21 protein-coding genes and 1 riboswitch are annotated in these 22,515 nt (G+C 71.4%); of the genes, 10 read left to right on the forward strand and 11 right to left on the reverse strand.

Translation table 11 applies throughout. The features are described from left to right. Nucleotides 1-4: 4 nt before the first annotated feature. From frr to ACFXGI_RS35555, 6 genes are all read left to right on the forward strand, one after another. A complete protein-coding gene (gene frr, locus ACFXGI_RS35530) occupies nt 5-562 on the forward strand; it encodes a ribosome recycling factor (protein WP_384716112.1) in 558 nt (185 codons plus the stop codon). Next, entirely contained in the window at nt 562-1,638 is a 1,077-nt protein-coding gene (locus tag ACFXGI_RS35535; RefSeq protein ID WP_384716115.1) for a phosphatidate cytidylyltransferase, read from the forward strand. Before frr ends, ACFXGI_RS35535 begins: the two co-directional genes overlap by 1 nt. A gap of 160 nt (nt 1,639-1,798) precedes the next feature. After that, on the forward strand, nt 1,799-2,911 hold the full coding sequence (gene rlmN / locus ACFXGI_RS35540) for a 23S rRNA (adenine(2503)-C(2))-methyltransferase RlmN (protein WP_384716118.1): 1,113 nt from the start codon (nt 1,799-1,801) through the stop codon (nt 2,909-2,911). A gap of 58 nt (nt 2,912-2,969) precedes the next feature. Continuing rightward, nucleotides 2,970-3,079: riboswitch (TPP riboswitch) on the forward strand. An 85-nt stretch (nt 3,080-3,164) separates the two neighbouring features. Then, nucleotides 3,165-4,268, forward strand: a complete 1,104-nt coding sequence (locus tag ACFXGI_RS35545; protein WP_384716121.1) for a thiamine ABC transporter substrate binding subunit — start codon at nt 3,165-3,167, stop codon at nt 4,266-4,268. A 41-nt stretch (nt 4,269-4,309) separates the two neighbouring features. Beyond that, nucleotides 4,310-5,926: an ABC transporter permease gene (locus ACFXGI_RS35550; protein ID WP_384716178.1), complete on the forward strand. Its 1,617-nt coding sequence runs from the start codon at nt 4,310-4,312 to the stop codon at nt 5,924-5,926. Further along, on the forward strand, nt 5,926-6,972 hold the full coding sequence (locus tag ACFXGI_RS35555) for an ABC transporter ATP-binding protein (protein ID WP_384716124.1): 1,047 nt from the start codon (nt 5,926-5,928) through the stop codon (nt 6,970-6,972). Before ACFXGI_RS35550 ends, ACFXGI_RS35555 begins: the two co-directional genes overlap by 1 nt. A gap of 138 nt (nt 6,973-7,110) precedes the next feature. Here the strand turns inward: ACFXGI_RS35555 and ACFXGI_RS35560 are convergent, their stop codons facing one another. The 6 genes from ACFXGI_RS35560 to ACFXGI_RS35585 form a co-directional block, all read right to left on the reverse strand. Beyond that, complete coding sequence (locus ACFXGI_RS35560) at nt 7,111-8,013, reverse strand: hypothetical protein (RefSeq protein ID WP_384716127.1); 903 nt, start codon at nt 8,011-8,013, stop codon at nt 7,111-7,113. 90 nt (nt 8,014-8,103) lie between these two features. Beyond that, nucleotides 8,104-9,222, reverse strand: coding sequence for an LOG family protein (locus ACFXGI_RS35565; protein ID WP_384716130.1), 1,119 nt, complete (start codon nt 9,220-9,222; stop codon nt 8,104-8,106). 26 nt (nt 9,223-9,248) lie between these two features. Continuing rightward, nucleotides 9,249-10,322: a hypothetical protein gene (locus ACFXGI_RS35570; protein ID WP_384716133.1), complete on the reverse strand. Its 1,074-nt coding sequence runs from the start codon at nt 10,320-10,322 to the stop codon at nt 9,249-9,251. Further along, nucleotides 10,304-11,101, reverse strand: a complete 798-nt coding sequence (locus ACFXGI_RS35575; protein WP_384716136.1) for an ABC transporter ATP-binding protein — start codon at nt 11,099-11,101, stop codon at nt 10,304-10,306. The genes ACFXGI_RS35570 and ACFXGI_RS35575 overlap by 19 nt, the downstream gene beginning before the upstream one ends. 173 nt (nt 11,102-11,274) lie before the next feature. Continuing rightward, nucleotides 11,275-12,636, reverse strand: coding sequence for an aspartate aminotransferase family protein (locus ACFXGI_RS35580; RefSeq protein ID WP_384716139.1), 1,362 nt, complete (start codon nt 12,634-12,636; stop codon nt 11,275-11,277). A 3-nt stretch (nt 12,637-12,639) separates the two neighbouring features. Then, nucleotides 12,640-13,143, reverse strand: coding sequence for an Lrp/AsnC family transcriptional regulator (locus tag ACFXGI_RS35585; RefSeq protein WP_030298396.1), 504 nt, complete (start codon nt 13,141-13,143; stop codon nt 12,640-12,642). A gap of 169 nt (nt 13,144-13,312) precedes the next feature. Between ACFXGI_RS35585 and ACFXGI_RS35590 the strand changes: the two genes are divergently transcribed. From ACFXGI_RS35590 to ACFXGI_RS35600, 3 genes are all read left to right on the forward strand, one after another. Beyond that, nucleotides 13,313-14,752, forward strand: a complete 1,440-nt coding sequence (locus ACFXGI_RS35590) for a gamma-aminobutyraldehyde dehydrogenase (RefSeq protein WP_384716143.1) — start codon at nt 13,313-13,315, stop codon at nt 14,750-14,752. A 104-nt stretch (nt 14,753-14,856) separates the two neighbouring features. Further along, on the forward strand, nt 14,857-16,035 hold the full coding sequence (locus tag ACFXGI_RS35595; RefSeq protein WP_030859804.1) for a PotD/PotF family extracellular solute-binding protein: 1,179 nt from the start codon (nt 14,857-14,859) through the stop codon (nt 16,033-16,035). Nucleotides 16,036-16,134: 99 nt separating this feature from the next. Next, on the forward strand, nt 16,135-16,635 hold the full coding sequence (locus ACFXGI_RS35600; protein ID WP_384716148.1) for a hypothetical protein: 501 nt from the start codon (nt 16,135-16,137) through the stop codon (nt 16,633-16,635). On the opposite strand, the gene ACFXGI_RS35605 is transcribed toward ACFXGI_RS35600, so the two are convergent. From ACFXGI_RS35605 to ACFXGI_RS35625, 5 genes are all read right to left on the reverse strand, one after another. Next, a complete protein-coding gene (locus ACFXGI_RS35605; RefSeq protein WP_384716151.1) occupies nt 16,602-17,825 on the reverse strand; it encodes a serine hydrolase domain-containing protein in 1,224 nt (407 codons plus the stop codon). The two genes, ACFXGI_RS35600 and ACFXGI_RS35605, sit on opposite strands and share 34 nt — an antisense overlap. Before the next feature lie 144 nt (nt 17,826-17,969). Further along, nucleotides 17,970-18,695: a response regulator gene (locus ACFXGI_RS35610; protein WP_384716154.1), complete on the reverse strand. Its 726-nt coding sequence runs from the start codon at nt 18,693-18,695 to the stop codon at nt 17,970-17,972. Beyond that, nucleotides 18,692-19,900, reverse strand: coding sequence for a sensor histidine kinase (locus tag ACFXGI_RS35615; protein ID WP_384716157.1), 1,209 nt, complete (start codon nt 19,898-19,900; stop codon nt 18,692-18,694). Before ACFXGI_RS35615 ends, ACFXGI_RS35610 begins: the two co-directional genes overlap by 4 nt. Continuing rightward, the gene (locus ACFXGI_RS35620) at nt 19,897-20,604 is read right to left on the reverse strand and encodes a glycerophosphodiester phosphodiesterase (RefSeq protein ID WP_384716160.1); all 708 of its coding nucleotides are present in this window, start codon (nt 20,602-20,604) and stop codon (nt 19,897-19,899) included. Before ACFXGI_RS35620 ends, ACFXGI_RS35615 begins: the two co-directional genes overlap by 4 nt. A 22-nt stretch (nt 20,605-20,626) precedes the next feature. Beyond that, complete coding sequence (locus ACFXGI_RS35625; RefSeq protein WP_384716163.1) at nt 20,627-21,652, reverse strand: adenosine deaminase; 1,026 nt, start codon at nt 21,650-21,652, stop codon at nt 20,627-20,629. A 108-nt stretch (nt 21,653-21,760) separates the two neighbouring features. Between ACFXGI_RS35625 and ACFXGI_RS35630 the strand changes: the two genes are divergently transcribed. Then, nucleotides 21,761-22,420: a DUF4190 domain-containing protein gene (locus tag ACFXGI_RS35630; RefSeq protein ID WP_384716166.1), complete on the forward strand. Its 660-nt coding sequence runs from the start codon at nt 21,761-21,763 to the stop codon at nt 22,418-22,420. Nucleotides 22,421-22,515 lie beyond the last annotated feature (95 nt).

Raw genomic sequence — 22,515 nt, forward strand, 5'->3', positions numbered from 1 at the left:
CGTGGTGATCGAAGAAATCCTCCTCGAGGCCGAGGAGAAGATGGAGAAGGCCGTCGTCGTCGCCAAGGAAGACTTCGCGGCGATCCGCACCGGTCGTGCGCACCCGGCGATGTTCAACAAGATCGTGGCGGACTATTACGGTGCCATCACGCCCATCAACCAGCTCGCGTCCTTCTCGGTGCCCGAGCCGCGCATGGCGATCGTGACCCCGTTCGACAAGAGCGCCCTGCGCAACATCGAGCAGGCCATCCGCGACTCCGACCTGGGCGTCAACCCCAGCAACGACGGCAACATCATCCGGGTGACCTTCCCCGAGCTGACGCAGGACCGCCGCAAGGAGTACATCAAGGTCGCGCGCACCAAGGGCGAGGACTCCAAGGTCTCGATCCGCGCCGTCCGCCGCAAGGCGAAGGACTCCCTCGACAAGCTCGTCAAGGACAAGGAGTCCGGCGAGGACGAGGTGCGCCGCGCGGAGAAGGAGCTCGACGACACCACCGCGAAGTACGTCGCGCAGGTCGACGAGCTGCTCAAGCACAAGGAAGCCGAGCTCCTCGAGGTCTGATGAACGACTCTCCCTGGGCCACGGAGCCGGTTCCGGCGGGTCCCGCATACGATGCGCTGGTGGGCCCGCACACTCGGCCCATGCCCATCGTGCCCGATGCCGCCGGCCGTGACTTCGACGACCGGGAAGCACGCGATCGGGGGGCCGCCGCCGAAGGCGGCCCCCCGTTCCGCGCCGAGACGCCGCCGCAGGAGCCCATGCCCAGCCCCCCGCCCCCGCCCTCGCAGGCACCGCAGGACCCCCCGCCCCCGCCGCAGAAGAAGCGGGCCGGGCGAGACCTGCGTGCCGCCATAGGGGTCGGTGTCGGCCTCGGTGCGGTGATCTTCGCTTCGCTGTTCATCGTCAAGGCGGTCTTCGTCGGCGTCATCGTCGTCGCCGTCGTCGTGGGCCTGTGGGAGCTCACCTCCCGGCTCCAGGAGAAGAAGGGCATCAAGGCACCGCTCGTCCCGCTCGCGGTCGGCGGCGCCGCCATGGTCATCGCCGGATACGTCCGGGGTGCCGAGGGCGCCTGGGTGGCCATGGCCCTGACCGCGCTGGCGGTCCTGGTCTGGCGGATGACCGAACCGCCCGAGGACTACCTCAAGGACGTCACGGCCGGCGTTTTCGCGGCGTTCTACGTGCCCTTCCTGGCCACCTTCGTCGCGATGCTGCTCACCGCCGACGACGGTCCGGAGCGCGTGGTCACCTTCCTGCTGCTGACCGTGGTCAGTGACACCGGTGCCTACGCGGTGGGCTGGCGCTTCGGCAAGACCAAGCTGGCGCCGCGCATCAGCCCCGGCAAGACCCGCGAGGGGCTGTTTGGCGCGGTGGCCTTCGCGATGGCGGCCGGCGCGCTGTGCATGGAGTTCCTGATCGACGGCGGCGTCTGGTGGCAGGGCCTGCTGCTCGGTCTCGCGGTCGCGGTCAGCGCCACGCTCGGCGACCTCGGCGAGTCGATGATCAAGCGGGACCTGGGCATCAAGGACATGGGCACGCTGCTCCCGGGCCACGGCGGCATCATGGACCGCCTCGACTCCCTGCTGCCGACCGCCCCGGTCGTGTGGCTGCTGCTCGCCGCCTTCGTCGGCACCGGCTGAAACCGGGCTCCGCGGCTTCCGGCCGACGGGCGGTTCACCAGGGCAACCCCGCTGAGCTGGGACGACGTACGTCTGAAGGCTTTGGGTGGGTCCGGGCGGTTACTCTTGAAGGGCGCGCTGCTTCTGCGGCGCGCCTTTCGTCTTACGAGGAGTACCAGCCATGGCCCGCCCTGTCCCGGGAGAGCTCACCTTCGTCGCCCCTCGCGGGGTCAAGAAGCCGCCCCGGCATCTCGCCGACCTCACCCCCGAGGAGCGTCGCGAGGCGGTCGCCGCGATCGGCGAGAAGCCCTTCCGGGCCAAGCAGCTCTCGCAGCACTACTTCGCCCGGTACGCGCACGACCCGGCCGAGTGGACCGACATCCCGGCGGGCTCGCGCGAGAAGCTCCGCGACGAGCTGCTGCCGGACCTGATGAGCGTCATCCGCCACATCTCGTGCGACGACGACACCACGCGCAAGACCCTGTGGAAGCTGCACGACGGCACGCTCGTCGAGTCCGTGCTGATGCGCTACCCCGACCGGGTCACCATGTGCATCTCCTCGCAGGCCGGCTGCGGCATGAACTGCCCGTTCTGCGCCACCGGCCAGGCGGGCCTGGACCGCAACCTGTCCACCGCCGAGATCGTCCACCAGATCGTCGACGGCATGCGCGCGCTGCGCGACGGCGAGGTCCCCGGCGGCCCGGCCCGGCTGTCCAACATCGTCTTCATGGGCATGGGCGAGCCGCTGGCCAACTACAAGCGGGTCGTCGGCGCCATCCGCCGCCTCACCGACCCCGAGCCCGACGGCCTGGGCCTGTCGCAGCGCGGCATCACCGTCTCCACCGTCGGCCTGGTCCCGGCGATGCTGCGCTTCGCCGACGAGGGCTTCAAGTGCCGCCTCGCGGTCTCGCTGCACGCCCCGGACGACGAGCTGCGCGACACCCTCGTCCCCGTGAACACCCGCTGGAAGGTCCGCGAGGTCCTCGACGCGGCCTGGGAGTACGCCGAGAAGTCCGGCCGCCGGATCTCCATCGAGTACGCCCTGATCCGCGACATCAACGACCAGGCCTGGCGCGGTGACCTCCTCGGCAGGCTGCTCAAGGGCAAGCGCGTCCACGTCAACCTGATCCCGCTGAACCCGACGCCGGGCTCGAAGTGGACCGCCTCGCGTCCCGAGGACGAGAAGGCCTTCGTCGAGGCCATCGCCCGCCACGGCGTGCCGGTGACCGTACGGGACACCCGTGGCCAGGAGATCGACGGCGCGTGCGGCCAGCTGGCGGCCTCGGAGCGCTAACCTGCGGTTTCCGCGGGCCCGATTCGGCCACGGGGTACCCTGTGGCCGAACCAATTGCATATTCCGACAGGGGAGCGCCACAGCGCTGAGAGTGCGGTAACCGTCATCCGCAGACCCTCTGAACCTCGCCCCGGTCATTCGGGGTAGGAAGTTCGGTCATCACTCAAGCTGTTGCGCCCTGCCCGGCGACCGCTCGCACTGAGCGCCGGGCAGGGCCGCGTCTTCTCCTGGTCATCCCAGGAGGAATTCACCAGTGAGCACCACCAAGAAGTTCGCGGGCGCGGCGCTCGCGGCCGCGCTCGGCGTCGCCACGCTCAGCGCCTGCGGCGGCGGCGACGCCAAGGACAAGTCCGCGGGCGGTTCCGGCGAGGCGCCGAAGTCCAAGACGGTCACGCTCGTCTCGCACGACTCCTTCAACGTGACCGACACGGTCCTCAAGGAGTTCGAGCAGCAGAGCGGCTACACCGTCAAGGTCCTGAAGTCCGGGGACGCGGGCGCCGCCCTCAACCAGGAGATCCTCACCAAGGGCTCCCCGCGGGGCGACGTCTTCTTCGGTGTGGACAACACGCTGCTCTCGCGCGCCCTCGACAACGGCATCTTCACGCCGTACGAGGTCAAGGGCCTCGCGGACGTGAAGCCCGAGTACGTGCTCGACAAGGAGCACCGGGTCACGCCCGTCGACTCCGGCGACATCTGCGTCAACTACGACAAGGCGTACTTCGCCGACAAGAAGATCGCCCCGCCGCAGACGCTGGACGACCTGGTCAAGCCGGAGTACAAGAACCTGCTGGTCACCGAGAACGCGGCGACCTCCTCGCCGGGCCTCGGCTTCCTGCTCGCCTCCGTCGGCAAGTACGGCGAGGAGGGCTGGAAGGACTACTGGAGCAAGCTCAAGGCCAACGGCGTCGAGGTCGTCGACGGCTGGGAGCAGGCCTACAACGAGCGCTTCTCCGGCTCCGCGGGCGGCAAGAAGGCCAAGGGCGACCGGCCGCTGGTCGTCTCGTACGCCTCCAGCCCGCCGGTCGAGGTCCTTTACGGCGAGCCGCAGCCGGCCGAGGCGCCCACGGGCGTGGCCACCGGCACCTGCTTCCGCCAGGTCGAGTTCGCGGGCCTGCTCAAGGGCGCGAAGAACGAGGAGGGCGGCAAGGCGCTCCTCGACTTCCTGGTGAGCAAGAAGTTCCAGGAGGACATGCCGCTCCAGATGTTCGTGAACCCGGTGGTGAAGGACGCCAAGCTGCCGGAGCTGTTCACGAAGCACGGCGTGGTCGTCGAGAAGCCCGAGAACGTCGCTCCCGAGACCATCGCCAAGAACCGTGAGCAGTGGGTCAAGGCATGGTCCTCGCTCGTCGTGAAGTAGGACGCGAGAGCGCACGCGGTACGGCCGTCCGGCTCCTGCTGATGGCCGTGCCGCTCGCCTTCTTCGGGGTGTTCTTCGCGTATCCGGTGGCCGCGATCGTCGGCCGCGGGATCAAGACCGACGAGGGCTGGCAGTTCGGGCGGATCGGCGAGGTGCTGACCCGCCCCGACATCGCCGATGTGCTCTGGTTCACCACCTGGCAGGCGTTCGCCTCCACGGTGCTCACGCTCCTGATCGCACTCCCGGGCGCGTACGTCTTCGCGCGCTTCGAGTTCCCCGGCAAACAGCTGCTGCGGGCGGTGGTCACGGTCCCGTTCGTACTGCCGACGGTGGTGGTCGGCACCGCCTTCCTGGCGCTGGTCGGGCGGGGCGGACTGCTGGACGAGCTGTGGGGCGTCCGGCTGGACACCACCGTGTGGGCGATCCTCCTCGCGCACGTCTTCTTCAACTACGCCGTCGTCGTACGGACGGTCGGCGGGCTCTGGGCGCAGCTGGACCCGCGCCAGGAGGAGGCTGCCCGGGTGCTCGGCGCCGGGCGGTTCGCCGCGTGGCGGCGGGTGACGCTGCCCGCGCTCGGGCCGGCGGTGGCCGCTGCCTCGCTGATGGTGTTCCTCTTCACGTTCACCTCCTTCGGCGTCGTGCAGATCCTCGGAGGCCCCTCGTACGCCACCCTGGAGGTGGAGGTCTACCGGCAGACCGCGCAGCTGCTCGACCTGCCGACGGCCGCCGTCCTCACAATGGTCCAGTTCGTGGCGGTCGGCCTGATCCTCGGGATCCACGCCTGGACCGTGCGCCGGCGGGAGACCGCACTGCGGCTCGTCGACCCGGCGCGGACCGCGCACCGGCCGAACGGGCCGGGGCAGCGGGCCCTGCTGGGCGGGGTGCTGCTGACGGTGGCGCTGCTGATCGTGGCCCCGCTGGCGGTGCTGGTGGAACGCTCCCTCGATGCGCCCGGCGGGTACGGGTTCGGCTTCTACCGGGCGCTCCAGGACGTGGGCGCGGGCGGCGGAACGTTCCTGGTGCCCCCGCTGGAGGCCATCTGGAACTCCCTGCAGTACGCCCTCGCCGCCACGGCCATCGCCCTGGTGATCGGGGGGCTCGCGGCCGCGGCACTGACCCGGCGCGCGGGCCGGTTCGTGCGCGGGTTCGATGCGCTGCTGATGCTCCCGCTCGGTGTGTCGGCGGTGACGGTCGGCTTCGGGTTCCTGATCACCCTGGACGAGCCGCCGCTGGACCTGCGGACCTCGTGGATCCTGGTGCCGCTCGCGCAGGCGCTGGTGGGCGTGCCGTTCGTCGTACGGACGATGCTGCCGGTGCTGCGCGCGGTGGACGGGCGGCTGCGCGAGGCCGCCGCCGTGCTCGGGGCGTCGCCGCTGCGGGCCTGGCGGGAGGTGGACCTGCCGCTGGTGCGGCGGGCGCTGCTGATCGCGGCCGGCTTCGCCTTCGCCGTCTCCCTGGGGGAGTTCGGCGCGACCGTCTTCATCGCCCGGCCCGACCGGCCGACGCTGCCGGTGGCCGTGGCGCGGCTGCTGGGGCGGGCCGGTGAGATGAACTACGGGCAGGCGATGGCCCTGAGCACGATTCTGATGCTGGTGTGCGCGGTGTCCCTGCTGGTGCTGGAGCGGCTGCGCCCCGACAAGACCTCGGGAGAGTTCTGATGACGTTGCTCGAACTGGCCGGGGTGTCGGTCCGCTTCGGCGAGCGTGCCGTCGTCGACGCGGTCGATCTGGAGGTCGCTGAGCACGAGACCGTATGCGTGCTCGGGCCCAGCGGAAGCGGCAAGTCCACCCTGCTGCGGGTGGTGGCCGGACTCCAGCCCGTCTCGGCGGGGCGGGTCCTGCTGGGCGGCGCGGACCAGGCCCGGGTGCCGGTGCACCGGCGCGGCGTCGGCCTGATGTTCCAGGACCACCAGCTGTTCCCGCACCGGGACGTGGGCGGAAACGTCGCGTTCGGGCTGCGCATGCGGGGCTCCGGGCGCGGGTTCGCACCGGGGCCCGGGCGAGGGGCGTACGAGGCCCGGGTCGCGGAGTTGCTGGAGCTGGTCGGGCTCCCCGGGGCCCAGGGCCGCTCGGTGGCTTCGCTGTCGGGCGGTGAGCAGCAGCGGGTCGCCCTGGCCCGGGCGCTGGCCCCGTCGCCGCGGCTGCTGATGCTGGACGAACCGCTGGGGCAGCTCGACCGGGGGCTGCGCGAGCGGCTGGTGGTGGAGCTGCGGGGGCTGTTCTCCCGGCTGGGGACCACGGTGCTGGCCGTCACGCACGACCAGGGGGAGGCCTTCGCACTGGCCGACCGGGTGGTGGTGATGCGCGACGGGCGGATCGCGCAGGCCGGGACCCCGCTGGAGGTGTGGCAGCGGCCGGCTTCGGAGTTCGTGGCGCGGTTCCTCGGCTTCGAGAACCTGATCCCGGCGGTGGTGGCGGGCGGGGCCGCGGCGACGGCATGGGGGAAGGTGCAGGTGCCGGCCGGGTCGCCGGAAGGGGAGCGGCGCATTCTGATCCGGCCGGCCGGGGTGGTGCTCGCCGCTGCCGGGCTGCGCTGTGAGGTGCTCGCGCGGACGTTCCGCGGCACGCATGTCGCCTTGCGGTTGCGGCCGGAGGCGGGGCCGGAGCTGGAGGCGGAGTGCGGGCTGGCAGGGGCGCCGGCGGTGGGGGAGCGGGTCGCGGTCGCCTTCGCCCCGGCCGAGGTGGTCGTGCTTCCGGCGGCGTAGCCACCGGGAGGCCTCCTCCCCGCCCCGGACTTCCCCGGCCCGCCCCGCCCCTCCACCGTTCCCCGGGCTCCGCCCGGACCCGGTCCTCGAACGCCGGACGGGCCGGGGAAGTCCGGGGCGAGCCGCGGACCCCGCGCCTCAGACGCCGGCGGGAGCGGGTTCTTCCGCCGGGGCCTGCGCTCCCTCGTGGTTGCCGTACCAGGCAACCGCCACCGCACCCGTGACGGCCAGGACGAAGCCGAGGACCGCCAGCCAGGCCAGGCCCGGGCGGGAGGCGTCGCCCAGCCACAGGACGCCGATCGCGCCGGGCAGTACGGTCTCGCCGACGACCAGCGCGGCCGTCGCGCCGTTCACCGAGCCGATCTGGAGGGCGACGGTGTGCAGGTACATGCCGCCGACGCCGGCCAGCACGATGGAGTAGAGGGCCGGGTCGGCGAGCAGCGTGCCCAGGTCGAACGGTTCGATGCCGTCGAGGATCCGGACGCCTACGCCCAGCGCGCCGAAGGCCAGGCCCGACAGCAGCCCCGCCAGGATCGCGGCCCGGGAGCCCAGGAGGCGTACGGCGACCGTGCCGCCCGCGATGATCAGAAGGGTCACCGCGAACAGCCACCAGTGCGTGGACATCGGGGCATGGTGGCCGCCCTCGTGGCCCGCCGCCGTGGCCAGCAGCACCAGGGCCGCGCAGACGACCCCGATCGAGGTCCATTCCCTGCGGGTCAGCCGGATGCCCAGCATCTTCACGCTGAGGACGGCCGTGATCACCAGGTTGGCACTGATCACCGTCTGGGAGAGGAAAAGCGGCAGCAGCCGGGCGGCCAGCGCGCCCAGCCCGAAGCCCACGAAGTCCAGGATGGTGCCGACGATGAACTCCCACGTCATCGCCGCCTTCGCGGTGGACGAGAGGTTCGGGCCGCCGTGCGCGGTCACCCCCGCGGCGGCCGGGGACATCCGGGCCGCCCTGCGCGAGCCCACGGCTTGCAGGACGGACCCCGTGCCGTAACAGATGGACGCCGCGATCGCGGTCAGCAGGCCTATGAGCACCGAGGGCTCCGTTCACGTCTGGCAGGTTTTGCTTTTTGATTACCTATGGCAGACGTGCGATCGGGCCGGGAAGTTGCCTCGGGCCGACCTTTACTTCGTCTCATTCCTCGCGTTCATCACCGCGAGTACGGCGGGGACCTCCTCCACCGAGTCGACCAGCGCGATCCGCGACTCCATCGCCCGGCCGCGCGCCAGCGCCCGCAGCAGCGGCCACGCCGGCAGGTGCTCGGTCCAGTGCGTACGTCCGACCAGGACCATCGGGGTCGGCTCGCCCCGCGACTCGTAGTAGTTCGGCGTCGCGTTGTCGAATATCTCCTGGAGGGTGCCCGCCGCGCCCGGCAGGAAGACCACCCCCGCGTTGGACCGGGCCAGCAGCCCGTCCTCGCGGGTGGCGTTCGCGAAGTACTTGGCGATGTGGCCGGCGAAGGCGTTCGGCGGCTCGTGCCCGTAGAACCAGGTGGGGATGCCCACCGAGTCGCCGCCGCCGGGCCAGCGGTCCCGTACGGCGAAGGCCGCCCGGGCCCAGTCGGACACCGAGGGGGCGAAGGAGGGGGCCTTGGCCAGGATCTCCAGGGCCTCCGGCAGGGCCTCGTCCGCGGCGGGCGCCAGGTAGGCGCCGAGGTTGGCCGCCTCCATCGCGCCGGGGCCGCCGCCGGTGGCCACCGTCAGTCCCGACCGGGCCAGCTCCCGTCCGAGCTCCGCCGCGCCCTGGTAGTCGAGGCCGCCGCGGGCCATCGCGTGGCCGCCCATGACGCCCACCACCCGGGCGCCGGCGAGGTGCTCGTCGAGGGCGTCGGAGATCGCGTCGTCGTGGACGGACCGCAGCATCGAGGAGAAGACGTCACCGTCCGCCTTGGTCTCCTGGAACCAGGCGTACGACTGGGCGTCCGGGGTGGCCTCGTATCCGGCGGACAGCCCCGTGAACAGCTCGTCGGCGGTGTACAGCAGGCCGCGGTAGGGGTCGAAGGGCAGGTCCGGGACGGGCGGGAAGACGAGCGCGCCGTCCGCGCGCACCTTCGCCGAGGCGTCGGGCTCCATCGGGCAGCCGAGGAAGACGGCCGCGGAGGTGTCGGCGGACAGCAGGGCGAAGGTGCGCTCCAGCAGGTTGACCGACTGGACCCGGTAGCCGCTGAGCGAGCCGCGGGCCACGACCCGGTCGAATTCGGCGAGCGTCTCGATCTCGATGTCTGCGTTGTCTGCGTTGACCATTCGGCCCACCCTATGGGCTGCCCTCGTCAGCGGGTCAATGCCAGCGACGTCAGCTGTGCCACACCCCACACGACCGGTCCGCACACGGCCACCAGGGCGGTGGCGCGCAGTGTCGCGGCGGTACGGAGGACCGCGCCCGGAGTGCCCAGGTCGCGCAGGGCCGCATGGGTGACCGAGCGGTCCTGGCGGACTTCGACGGCCCGGGTGAGCAGGGTCGCGGCCGCGCACAGCACGACCAGGGCGCAGGCCGGTCCGGTCAGCGGGCCCAGCGGGTCGCCGAAGCCGCCCCGCTCGCGCAGGGCCACCGCGGTGAGGGCGCCCGCGCCGACCGCGCACAGCACCCCGAGGGGTCGGCCCAGCCGGGGCGCCTCCTCCTGGAGGGTCCGCCCGGCCAGCAGCCGCATGGCGCCGGGGCGGACCGCCTGGACCAGGGCCCCGCAGGCGTAGGCGATTCCCGGTCCCGCGAGGGAGAGCCCGACGGCGGTGAGCGCCCAGCCGGCCGGCATCCCGGCGCCGCCGGGGCCCGCGTACGCCTCGACGGCCAGTCCGCAGGCGGTCAGGGCGATGCCCCAGGGCAGGGCGGTCTGCGGGGCCAGAGGCGGGTGCGGGCGCAGGGCGAGAGCCGTGGCGGTGCAGGCGCTCAGCGGGATCAGGGCCAGCAGGGTGAGGGCTGCCGCCACGGGCAGCGGCCGGCCGGCGTGCAGCAGTCCGGCCCCGGCTCCGTCGAAGGGCAGCCCCGTCAGCTCGCCCCGCAGGTGCAGGAAGGCGGCCAAGGCCAGGGCGCTGCCCAGGGTGCACGCGACGGCGGTGGAGACCGCCGCGACGAGCACGCGCTGTACGGGGCCGAGCCCTGCCGCGTCCAGTCCTTCCCGGGGCCGGGTCGCGGGGTCGGTCTTGGCGACGGCGACCGCGAACTGCACGGTGACGGCGAGCGGGACCAGGGCCCACAGCAGGCGCGGGAACGATCCGGCAGGGCGGGCGGTGGCTCCGGCGAGTACGTACAGCAGGACGAATCCGGTACCGGCGCTCGCGGCGGCGACCAGCAGCCGGCGCAGCTGGACGAGCGGGCGGGAGCCGCGGACTAGGCGGAGAGCGAGCACGCGGCCTGGCCCTCCGGGGTCTCGTCGGACGGACCGCCGACACCGCCCACGCCGATGGCGCCGCTGACGGCGGCCGCGGTCCCGGCGGGCCTCCCGTCGAGCAGTTCGACCCGGCGGTCGGCGACGGCCGCGCTCTCCTCCTCGTGGGTGGCCAGCAGCACGGTGATCCCGTGCGAGCGGGCCGCGGTGGTGAGCGTACGGAGCAGCAGGGCGCGCTCGGCGCGGTGCAGCGGGGCGGTGGGTTCGTCGGCGAAGACGACCGCGGGCTCCTTGACCAGGGCCCGGGCGAGGGCGACCCGCTGGGACTCGGCGCGGGTCAGCGCTCCGGGGCGCTTGCGGGCGAAGGCGCCGATGTCGAGCCGGTCCAGCCATTCGCAGGCGGCGGCCTTGGCGGAGCGGTGGGAGGCGCCGGAGACCAGCAGCGGCAGGGCCGCGTTCTCCCAGACCTTGAGCTCGGGCAGCAGCTGGGGATCGGGGCCGATCCAGCCGAACCGGTCGCGGCGCAGCCGTTCGCGGGCCAGGGCCCCCATGGTGTGGACGGGCACGCTGTTGAACCAGATCTCGCCCTGCTCGGGCACCAGGTGTCCGGACAGGCAGCGCAGCAGTGTGGTCTTCCCGCTGCCGCGCGGGCCGGTCAGGGCGAGGACCTCGCCCTGGCGGACGCCCACCGAGACCCCGATGAGGCCGGGCGAACCGCTGTGGGAGTAGTGAACGGACCTTGCCCAGAGGACGTCATTGTCCGGTGGGGCGTTGTCCGGTGGAGCCACCATGGCGTACACCTCCGTCCGGGGGAACGAAGCGGAACCTGTTCGGTCACTGGCGCCGCACTGAGATGTAAAGAGATGAACGTCTTGGATGGTGACAGCACACGGCCCGGACCTCCGCGTTCTCACTCGAACGGGGGATCCGGGCCGTGTGGTTCGGACTATCTGCTGCGCGTCGGCACCGCTCTTTACAGCTTGGTCCACGCCTCGGTGAGCACCGAGCGCAGGATGCCCTCGATCTCGTCGAAGGTGCCCTGGTCCGCGATCAGCGGCGGGGCCAGCTGGATGACCGGGTCGCCGCGGTCGTCGGCCCGGCAGTACAGGCCGTTCTCGAAGAGAGCCTTGGAGAGGAAGCCGTAGAGCACGCGCTCCGTCTCCTCGTCCGTGAAGGACTCCTTGGTGACCTTGTCCTTGACGAGCTCGATGCCGTAGAAGAAGCCGTTGCCGCGGACGTCGCCGACGATGGGCAGGTCGTGCAGCTTCTTCAGCGTCGAGAAGAAGGCGTCCTCGTTGTCCAGCACGTGCTGGTTGAGGCCTTCCTTGTCGAAGATGTCGAGGTTGGCGAGCGCCACCGCGGAGGACACCGGGTGTCCGCCGAAGGTGTAGCCGTGCAGGAAGGTGTTGTCGCCCTTGTAGAACGGCTCGGCGATGCGGTCCGAGACGATGCAGGCACCGATCGGGGAGTAGCCCGAGGTCATGCCCTTGGCACAGGTGATCATGTCCGGCACGTAGTCGAACTTGTCACAGGCGAACATCGTGCCGAGGCGGCCGAAGGCGCAGATCGTCTCGTCGGAGACGAGGAGCACGTCGTACTCGTCGCAGATCTCGCGGACCCGCTGGAAGTACCCGGGCGGCGGCGGGAAGCAGCCGCCGGCGTTCTGCACCGGCTCCAGGAAGACGGCGGCGACGGTGTCGGCGCCCTCGAACAGGATCTCCTGCTCGATCTGGTCGGCGCACCAGCGGCCGAAGGCCTCGGGGTCGTCGCCATAGATCGGGGCACGGTAGATGTTGGTGTTCGGCACCTTGTGCGCGCCGGGCACCAGCGGCTCGAAGGGGGCCTTCAGGGCCGGCAGGCCGGTGATGGACAGGGCGCCCTGCGGGGTGCCGTGGTAGGCGACCGCACGGGAGATGACCTTGTACTTGGTGTGCTTGCCCTGCAGCTTGAAGTACTGCTTCGCCAGCTTCCACGCGGTCTCGACGGCCTCGCCGCCACCGGTGGTGAAGAAGACCTTGTTCAGGTCGCCCGGGGCGTAGTCGGCGAGGCGCTCCGCGAGCTCCACGGCCTTGGGGTGCGCGTACGACCAGATGGGGAAGAACGCGAGTTCCTGCGCCTGCTTGTAGGCGACCTCGGCCAGTTCCTTGCGGCCGTGACCGGCGTTGACCACGAACAGTCCGGCGAGACCGTCCAGGTAGCGCTTGCCCTTGTCGTCGAAGATGTAGGTGCCCTCACCCCGCACGATGGTGGGGACGGGGGAGTTCTCGTACGACGACATGCGGGTGAAGTGCATCCACAGGTGGTCGTACGCGGTCTTGGAGAGGTCCTGGCTCACGGGCTATCGAGTTCCCCACATGTAGGTCTGCTTCTTCAGCTTCAGGTAAACGAAGCTTTCGGTTGATCGCACGCCGGGGAGCGCGCGGATCTTCTTGTTGATCGTCTCCAGCAGGTGGTCGTCGTCCTCGCAGACGATCTCCACCATCAGGTCGAACGAGCCCGCGGTCATGACCACGTACTCGCACTCGGCCATCTGGGTCAGTGCGTCGGCCACCGGGTCGAGGTCTCCCTCGACGTTGATGCCGACCATGGCCTGGCGTCGCAGGCCCACGGTGAGCGGGTCGGTGACGGCGACGATCTGCATGACGCCCTGGTCGAGCAGCTTCTGCACGCGCTGGCGCACGGCTGCCTCCGACAGGCCGACGGCCTTGCCGATCGCTGCGTAGGGACGGCGACCGTCCTCCTGCAGTTGCTCGATGATCGCCAGGGACACAGCATCGACCGAAGGGGACGGTTGTCTGTTCCTGGAATCTGCGCTTCGACTGACCACGACCTCACTGTGCACGAGGAGTCGTCTGTTCCGCAAGACGGAATCGATGAAATCCGTTGTTTGGCGTCCTCGATCTCACTGATTTCGTAGTTGGTGGCATCCGGCCCTGCCGAAAGCGTCCGCCTAGGGGCTAGGATTGGGATTCGTCTCAATCGTTGGACATGTGATCAGGAGTGTGGCTGGAGTGACCACCGAACTGCGTCGTCTGCGCAACTACATCGGCGGAGAGTTCAAGGACGCCGCCGACGGGCGGACCACCGAGGTGGTCAACCCCGCCACCGGCGAGGTGTACGCCACCGCCCCGCTCTCCGGCCAGGCCGATGTCGACGCCGCCATGGCCGCCGCCGCGGCCGCGTTCCCGGGCTGGCGCGACACCACCCCGTCGGAGCGCCAGAAGGCCCTGCTCAAGATCGCGGACGCCTTCGAGGCGCGCGCGGACGAGCTCGTGGCCGCCGAATCGGAGAACACCGGCAAGCCGCTGGGCCTCACGGCCAGCGAGGAGCTGCCGCCGATGGTGGACCAGATCCGCTTCTTCGCGGGTGCGGCCCGCCTCCTGGAGGGCCGCTCGGCCGGCGAGTACATGGAAGGGATGACCTCGATCATCCGCCGTGAGCCGGTCGGCGTGTGCGCCCAGGTCGCGCCGTGGAACTACCCGATGATGATGGCCGTGTGGAAGTTCGCCCCGGCCATCGCCGCGGGCAACACCGTGGTGCTCAAGCCCTCGGACACCACCCCGGCCTCGACCGTCCTGATGGCCGAGATCATCGACTCGGTCCTGCCCAAGGGCGTCTTCAACGTCGTCTGCGGTGACCGCGAGACCGGCAAGGCCATGGTCGAGCACTCCACCCCGGCGATGGCCTCCATCACCGGCTCGGTGCGCGCCGGCATGCAGGTCGCCGAGAGCGCCTCGAAGGACGTCAAGCGCGTCCACCTGGAGCTCGGCGGCAAGGCCCCGGTCGTCGTCTTCGAGGACGCCGACATCGCCAAGGCCGTCGAGGACATCGCGGTCGCCGGCTACTTCAACGCCGGCCAGGACTGCACCGCCGCGACCCGCGTGCTCGTGCACGCCTCCATCCACGACGAGTTCGTGACCGCCCTCGCCAAGGCCGCCGCCGACACGAAGACCGGCCAGCCGGACGACGAGGACGTGCTCTACGGCCCGCTGAACAACCCGAACCAGCTCAAGCAGGTCGCGGGCTTCATCGAGCGCCTCCCGGCGCACGCCAAGGTCGAGGCCGGCGGCCACCAGGTCGGCGACAAGGGCTACTTCTACGCCCCGACCGTGGTCTCGGGCCTCAAGCAGGACGACGAGATCATCCAGAACGAGGTCTTCGGCCCCGTCATCACCGTCCAGTCCTTCACGGACGAGGCCCAGGCCCTGGAGTACGCGAACGGCGTCGAGTTCGCCCTCGCCTCCTCGGTGTGGACCAAGGACCACGGCCGCGCGATGCGCATGTCCAAGAACCTCGACTTCGGCTGCGTGTGGATCAACACCCACATCCCGCTCGTCGCCGAGATGCCCCACGGCGGCTTCAAGAAGTCCGGCTACGGCAAGGACCTCTCCGCCTACGGCTTCGAGGACTACACCCGCATCAAGCACGTGATGACCTCGCTCGACGGCTGATCGGTCTCCGCGGGGATCGCATCGATCACCGAAGGGGCTTGAGAGGGCGGGCAGTAGACAACATGTCTATTGCCCGCCCTCCTCCGTTCGCCGAGGCTTTGCCCATGCCTGAACTCGCCTTCTCCCGCCGCGCGGCGCTGCGCGGCCTCGGTGCCGCCGGCCTGTTCGCGGCCCTGACCGGCTGCGGTGTGCCCGCCGCCTTCGTCCCCGAGGACCGGCGGGAAGGCCCGGACCGCTCCGACCGGGACAAGCGGGTCGCCTTCTCGAACTGGCCGCTCTACATCGACACCGACGACGAGGACGAGGAGCGCCGGCCCACGCTGGACGCCTTCTCGGAGAAGACCGGCATCGAGGTTCGGTACACCGAGGAGATCAACGACAACGACGAGTTCTTCGGCAAGGTCAGCCCGGCGCTGATGAACCACCAGGAGACAGGCCACGACCTGGTGGTGGTCAGCGACTGGATGGCCGCCCGCTTCGTCCACCTGGGCTGGGCCCAGAAGATGGACCGCTCGGCGCAGCCGAACGTGGCGGCCCACCTCGACCCGCAGCTGCGGTCCCCCGCCTTCGACGAGGGCCGCCTGCACACGGTCCCGTGGCAGTCGGGTATCACCGGCATCGCCTACAACCACAAGGCGCTGGGCCGGGAGATCAAGTCCGTCAAGGACCTGTGGCACCCGGACCTGGCCGGCAAGGTCACCCTCTTCTCCGGCCTGGACGAGTCCTTCGCCCTGCTGATGCAGGGCGACGGCGTGGACGTGACCCGGTGGACCGAGTCCGACTTCCACCGCATGTGCGACCGGGTGGAGAGCATGGTGAAGAAGAAGCACATCCGCCGCTTCACCGGCAACGACTACACCTCCGATCTGAGCAAGGGCGACGTCCTGGCCTGTCAGGCGTACTCCGGCGACGCCATCCAGCTCCAGGCCGACAACCCGGACATCCGGTTCGTGGTCCCGGAGGAGGGCGCCGAGCTCTGGGCGGAGAGCCTGCTCGTCCCCAACCTGGCCCGGCACAAGGCCAACGCCGAGGCCCTGGTCGACTACTACTACGACCCCGAGGTGGCCGCCGAGCTCGCCGCCGCCGTCAACTACGTCTGCCCGGTCCCGGCCGCCCGCGAGGTCCTGGCCGCCTCGGAGGACAAGGAGACCGCCGAACTCGCCGAGAACCCGCTGATCTTCCCCGACGAGGAGATGCGCAAGCGGCTCGTCGTGGCCCGGGACATCTCCTCGGCCGAGCGCCGCTCCCTCGCCCAGCGCTGGAACGCCATCGTCGGCCTCTGAGCGCCGGCCGGCACCGGAACGATCACGGCCTCGTCGCCGAACTGAACGTGTTCATCAATGTGGCTGAACGCGTTCAGAAACAGGCGTAGGCTTCCTTCCATGAGCGAGAGAAGCGCCCTTCAGCGGCGTATCCGTGCCTGGCTGGTCCTGTTCATCGTCTGCCTCGTGCTCAGCGGCCTCACCGCTTTCCCCCTCGTCAGCGAACTCCACTGGGCCAACTCCCTGGTCTCCCACGCGTGGCTGCGGCGGGTGGGGGACGGACTGGACCAGGCCGACCGGGACCACCCCTTCCTCCTCTACGGCACCGACTGGCTCGCCTTCGCCCACCTGGTGATCGCCGTCTTCTTCTACGGGGTCCACCGCGACCCCGTCCGCAACATCTGGATCGTCGAAGCCGGCATGATCGCCTGCGCCGGCGTGATCCCCCTGGCCCTGATCTGCGGCCCCATCCGGGGCATCCCCATCGGGTGGAGCCTCATCGACATCTCGTTCGGCGTCTTCGGGGTCATACCCCTGCTGGTGCTCCGCCGCATGATCAAGCGCCTCGAGGCACTGCCTGCGGACGGCTACCGGGCGAAGGCCGCCGCGACGATCCCGTAGGCCACCTGGTTCATTTCCCGGCCCTTGGCGTCGGTGGAGTTGACCGAGTAGACGAGCGTGCGCGAGAGATCGCGCGCCCCACCGATCACGGTGCTGTAGCCGTACCGGGAGCCGGTCTTTCCGTAGACCTCCGTGCCGTCCGCCAGGACGAACCGCTTCATCCCCGCGGTCTGCACGGCGTCCTCCCCGGACTCGAAGTCCGCCACTGCCGGCACCGTGAACATCTCCTCCAGCTGTGCCTTCGGCACCACCCGGCCGGCGAACAGGGCCTCGGTGAACCTCTCCAGGTCCGCCGTGGTCGATATCAGGTCCCCGGCAGCCCAGTTGGACGAGGAGTTCCACTCCGTCACGTCCACCAGCGCGCTCCCGCCGCCGGGCCCGGCCACCGCCTGGTAGCCGTGGTGGTGCGGGCCCGCCATCCGGTTCTCCGTACGTGAGGGGACCGAAGTGCGGCGCAGGCCCAGCGGCCCCAGGATCCGGGCGGACAGGGCCTGCTCGTACGACGTGCCCGTCAGCTTCTCGATCAGCACGCCGAGGACCGTGTAGTCGATGTTGAGGTAGTGCTGCCGCTCGCCCGGCCGGAACTCGGGCCCCTTGGCCGCGGCTTCGGCGATCAGCGCGTGCGGATCGACCACGTCGAACCGGTGCGCGTACTGCGCCGCGAACGAGTCCCCCGGGCCCTCGGCCGCCGGGATGCCGCTCGTGTAGTTCAGCAACTGCCGCACGCTGATGGGCTCGAAGCCGCGCGGTCCGGACGGCAGCAGCCCCGGCAGGTACTGCTGCACCGGCCGGTCCAGGTCGACCCTGCCCTCGGCGGCCAGCTGGAGGACCACCGCCGCGGTGAAGGTCTTGGTCACCGAACCCGCCCGGAACCGGGCATCGTCGAACGCCTTGCGCCCCGTGCGGACATCGGCAACGCCGGAACTGCCCACCCAGCGGCCGCTCGTACCACCGACGCGGACCAGCGCGGCCGTCGCGTCCTTGTTGCCCGGGCCGACACCGGCGATCGCCTTCCGCAACGCCGCCGCATCGGGCGGGGTCGTGTAGAGGGGAGGCTGCGCAGGACCGGCCGGCGCCGGCGCGGTCACCGCGCCGGGCGCCGGAGCCGGAGCGGCGTGGGCGACGGCCGGTCCGGCCGCGATGCCCAGGACCAAGGCGGTGGCGATCAGCGTGCGCGTACGTACCTTCATGGCGGAACCCCCTGCGAGCCATCCGGGCCCCAGCGGCCCGATGACTCAATGCTGCAGTTCAGAGAGGTTCCCGCGGATCACCACCGAGAGGGGTCTTCACCGGTACGACAACTCACCAGCGCGAGGGATCAGCCCGCCCGCCCCTCACTCCCCAGAGGGAGATATCTCCGAGCCGGCCCGGGTCCCGGCCGGAGCCCCGGTCCCGGTCCCCACCCCGATCAGGCCCGTCTCGTACGCGCAGATCACCGCCTGGATCCGGTCCCGCAGCCCCAGCTTCGCCAGCACGTTGCCCACGTGCGACTTCACGGTGTGCTCGCTCACCACCAGCGCGGCGGCGATCTCCGCGTTCGACAGCCCCCGCCCCAGATGCAGCAGCGTCTCCCGCTCCCGCGCCGTCAGCACCTCCAGCCGCTGAGCGCAGAGAGCCCCCGCGGACGCCGGCCGTGCCGTCGCCGCCGTGTACTCCTCGATCAGCCGCCGCGCCACCGAAGGCGCCAGCAGCGAATCGCCCGCCGCCACCACCCGTACGGCATGCACCAGATCGTCCCGCCGCACGTCCTTCAGCAGGAATCCGCTCGCCCCCGCGTGCAGCGCCTCGTACACGTACTGGTCCGAATCGAAGGTCGTCAGCATCACCGTCCGGCACGAGGTCCCGGCCGAGATCGCCCGGCACGCCTCGATCCCGTCGAGCACCGGCATCCGGACGTCCAGCAGCGCCACGTCCGGCCGCAGTTCCCGCACCGCCGCCACCGCCGCCGCGCCGTCCCCGACCTCCGCGACCACCTCGATGTCCTCCTGTGCGTCCAGGATCATCACGAAGCCGCTGCGCACCAGCTCCTGGTCGTCCGCCACCACCACACGGATCGTCAACGCCCCACCTCCAGCGGCGAGGCTACTAGGACGACGCGGACCGAGAACCCGAGGCCACCGGGCCCGGGACCGTACTCCGCCGTACCGCCGTGTGCCGCCGCCCGCTCCCGGATCCCGATCAGCCCGTGCCCGCCCGCAGTGGCAGCGGCAGCGGCAGCGTCAGTCGCAGCCCGTCCCGGACCCCGCCCGTCGTCCGTCACCGTCACCGTGAGCGCCCGCGGCCCGTACTCCAGCCGTACGGAGGCCGTCGACGCCCCGGCATGCTTCACCACGTTCGTCAGCGCCTCCTGCACCACCCGGTGCACCGTCGCCTCCAGCGCCGCCGGCAGCGCGCGCACCGCGCCCGTCCGCTCGTACGAGACCTGCGCCCCGCTGCCCCGGACCCGCTCCAGCAGCCCCGGCAGCTCCTCGATCCCGGGCTGCGGCGACCGCGGAGCCGCCTCCTGCTCCGCCCGGTCCGTCCGCAGCACCCCCAGCATGGTCCGCAGCTGCGCCATCGCGTCCCGCCCCGTCTCGGCGATCGCGTCGAAGGCCGCCTCCGCCCGCTCCGGGGCCCTGCGCACCGCCACCGGACCGGCCTCCGCCTGCACGATCATGATGCTGACCGCGTGCGAGAGGATGTCGTGCATCTCCCGTGCTATGCGGGCCCGTTCGCGCGCCGCCGCCTGCTCCGCCTCGATGCGGTTCGCCCGCTCCAGCTCCGCGGCACGCGCCTCGACGGCCTCCGTGTACGCCTGCCGGGTGTACTGCAGCCGCCCCAGCGCGTACGCCGCCGCGAAGACGAACAGCGCGAACAGCAGCTCCCTGGCAGTCCCCGTGTTGAGCGCCACGGAGGCGAGGATCAGCCCGGCCAGGACCACGCCCATCGAGATCCGCACCCGGGCCGGGCACAGCAGCGCCATCGTGTACACGCCGATCAGCGGGGCGTACGGCAGCGGCTGCCCGGGGCCGTCCAGCGCCAGCGTGTAGACCGAGCCGGCCGCGACCATCCCGAAGATCGCCGCCAAGGGCGCCCGCCGCCGCCACACCAGCGGCACGTTGCCGAGCGTGGTCAGCAGGTACGCCGGCCAGGTGGCAGGCGAATCCAGCGGATCCCGCGGCACGACGAACGGAATCGTCGTCGCCACCTGGACCAGCAGCGTCAGTCCGAGGTCCTGCCAGCGCCGGTCCGCCCGCCGGACCCGCTCCCCGAGCGTGCGGATCACCGGCCGGGCACGCCGAGTTCCGCCCGTACGCGGGTCAGCGCGTCCACCCGGTTGGTGGTGACGGAGTCCACCCCGGCCGCGATCAGCCTGCGCATCGACCACGTCGTGTCCGCGGTCCAGGCCGACACCAGCAGGCCCTCCCGGTGGAGGGCGTCCGTCAGCTCCCGGTCCACCAGTCCGAAGCGGTAGTTGAGCCAGGACGGCGCCACCGCGTCGATCAGCACCCGGCGCGGTGGCGCCGACGTGGTCCACGTCAGCGCGATCTCGGCGCCCGGATCGGCGGCCCGCACGGCCAGCATCGTGTCCGGTCCCGCGCAGTAGTACGTACGGTCGCGGGCCCCGCACTCCCGGACCTGGCCGACGACCGTCCGGACGGCCTCCGCCGTGGCTCCGGGCAGGTCGATCATCACCCGGCCCGCGCCGGCCGCCATCAGGGCCTCGCGCAGCGTCGGGATCCCGCCGTCCGTCAGCTCCTTCAGCTGCGGGGCCGTGACGGCGTCGAGCCGCACGTCATGGCCCCACAGCCGCTGGAGCGCCTCGTCGTGGAGCAGGACCGGCTGCCCGTCGCGGGTCAGCCGTACGTCGATCTCCACCGCGTCCGCTCCGCACGCGAAGGCGGAGCGGATCGAGGGCAGGGTGTTCTCACGGGCACGGTAGGGATCGCCGCGGTGGCCCACGGCCGTCAGGGTGCGCATGGCTGCCATTGTCGGCGTTCCCGGCGGTCCGTCAGCGCGCCAGCCAGGCGGCGGTGTACGTGTCGATCTCCGCGCTGAGCCTCGCCTTGCCGGCCTCGTCCAGGAAGGAGGCCTCGACGGCGTTCTTCGCCAGCTGCGCGAGCCCGCGCTCGTCGAGTTCGAGGAGGCGCGCGGCCACCGCGTACTCGTTGTTGAGGTCGGAGCCGAACATCGGCGGGTCGTCGCTGTTGATGGTGACGAGCACGCCCGCCCGGACCATCTCCTTGACGGGGTGGCGGTCCAGGTCGGTCACGGCGCGCGTGGCGATGTTGGAGGTCGGGCAGACCTCCAGCGCGATCCGGTGCTCGGCGAGGTAGGCGAGCAGCTCCGGGTCCCGGGTGGCGCTGGTGCCGTGGCCGATGCGCTCGGCGCCCAGCTCCCGGATGGAGTCCCAGATGGTCTCGGGGCCGGTGGTCTCGCCGGCGTGCGGCACGCTGTGCAGGCCGGCCGCGCGGGCGGCGTCGAAGTACGGCTTGAACTGGGGGCGCGGGACGCCGATTTCCGGACCGCCGAGGCCGAAGGAGACCAGGCCCTCGGGGCGCAGTTCGACGGCGAGGCGCGCGGTCTCGGCGGCGGCCTCCAGACCGGCCTCGCCGGGGATGTCGAAGCACCAGCGCAGGATGACGCCGAGCTCGGTCTCGGCGGCCTTGCGGGCGTCCTCGATGGCCTCCATGAAGGCCTTCTCGTGGATGCCGCGGCGGGTGGAGGAGTACGGGGTGATGGTCAGCTCGGCGTAGCGGATGTTCTGCCGGGCCATGTCGCGGGCGACTTCGTAGGTCAGGGTGCGTACGTCGTCGGGGGTGCGGACCAGGTCCACGACCGAGAGGTAGACCTCGATGAAGTGCGCGAAGTCGGTGAAGGTGAAGTAGTCGGCCAGCGCCTCGGGGTCGGTGGGGACCGCGGAGTCGGGGTGGCGGGAGGCGAGTTCGGCCACGATGCGGGGGGAGGCCGAGCCGACGTGGTGGACATGGAGTTCGGCCTTGGGCAGCCCCGCGATGAAGGGGGTCAGGTCGGGCATCAGAGAGCCTCCGGGAGGACGGGTGCGGACGGATCGGGCTTCATCGTAGGCAGCTCCGGGACTGTCGGTGACAGCACTTAGCATGGGCGTACGAGAGGGGGGCGCCGCATGACCGATCAGAGCCCCGAGCCGAACGACCCGTGGGCGCCGCCGGAGCGGCCGGCGGTGGAGCTCGGGAAACCGCAGGCCACACCGGGGGCGTCGGGTCCGCCGCCCGTGCACGACCAGCCGACGATCGCGGGGATGCCGGGGGGCGACACCCCGCCGGCGCAGATACCCGGTCCGGCGCTGCCGCCCGCGTACGGTTACCCGGCGCAGCCGGACCCGGGGGGTTACGCGTACCCCGGACCGCCGCCGGCGCAGCCGACGTACGGCCATCCCGGCCACCCGGGCCAGCAGGGGTACCCGGGCTACGCGGGATACCCGGGATACCCCGGGTATCCGCAGAAGAGCAACGGCTTCGGGGTCACCGCCCTCGTGCTCGGCATCATCGGCGTCGTCACCTGCTACCTGGGGCTCCTGTTCGGCGTCCCGGCGGTCATCTTCGGTGTCCTGGGCCGGGGCAAGGCCCAGCGCGGCGAGGCCGACAACGGCCCGATGGCCCTGGCCGGCATCATCCTGGGCGCGATCGGCATCCTGCTCAGCCTGCTGATGATCGGGCTCGTCATCGCCGGTGTCCTGCTCGGGGATCCGGGGAGCGGCTCCGGCTCCGAGTACGACTATGACGGCGGGTCGTCCTCGCGCACGCACATGCGCGAGCACGTCTGACGCGGAGGGCACGCACGCGGGGCGTACGGCGCAGGGCCGGGCCCGGGCAGCATGTGCCTCGGGCCCGCCCGCCGGCGCCGCAGCGGGCGGAGTTT

It is taken from the genome of Streptomyces sp. NPDC059355, from assembly GCF_042752335.1.
Lineage (GTDB): Bacteria > Actinomycetota > Actinomycetes > Streptomycetales > Streptomycetaceae > Streptomyces.

Bases quoted from the DNA above. Each gene is read 5' to 3' on its own strand.
- ACFXGI_RS35535 (WP_384716115.1), top strand. From the start codon at position 562: ATGAACGACTCTCCCTGGGCCACGGAGCCGGTTCCGGCGGGTCCCGCA.
- rlmN (WP_384716118.1), top strand. From the start codon at position 1,799: ATGGCCCGCCCTGTCCCGGGAGAGCTCACCTTCGTCGCCCCTCGCGGG.
- ACFXGI_RS35550 (WP_384716178.1), top strand. From the start codon at position 4,310: ATGGCCGTGCCGCTCGCCTTCTTCGGGGTGTTCTTCGCGTATCCGGTG.
- ACFXGI_RS35555 (WP_384716124.1), top strand. From the start codon at position 5,926: ATGACGTTGCTCGAACTGGCCGGGGTGTCGGTCCGCTTCGGCGAGCGT.
- ACFXGI_RS35565 (WP_384716130.1), bottom strand. From the start codon at position 9,222: ATGGTCAACGCAGACAACGCAGACATCGAGATCGAGACGCTCGCCGAA.
- ACFXGI_RS35595 (WP_030859804.1), top strand. From the start codon at position 14,857: ATGCCTGAACTCGCCTTCTCCCGCCGCGCGGCGCTGCGCGGCCTCGGT.
- ACFXGI_RS35600 (WP_384716148.1), top strand. From the start codon at position 16,135: ATGAGCGAGAGAAGCGCCCTTCAGCGGCGTATCCGTGCCTGGCTGGTC.
- ACFXGI_RS35605 (WP_384716151.1), bottom strand. From the start codon at position 17,825: ATGAAGGTACGTACGCGCACGCTGATCGCCACCGCCTTGGTCCTGGGC.
- ACFXGI_RS35620 (WP_384716160.1), bottom strand. From the start codon at position 20,604: ATGGCAGCCATGCGCACCCTGACGGCCGTGGGCCACCGCGGCGATCCC.
- ACFXGI_RS35625 (WP_384716163.1), bottom strand. From the start codon at position 21,652: ATGCCCGACCTGACCCCCTTCATCGCGGGGCTGCCCAAGGCCGAACTC.
- ACFXGI_RS35630 (WP_384716166.1), top strand. From the start codon at position 21,761: ATGACCGATCAGAGCCCCGAGCCGAACGACCCGTGGGCGCCGCCGGAG.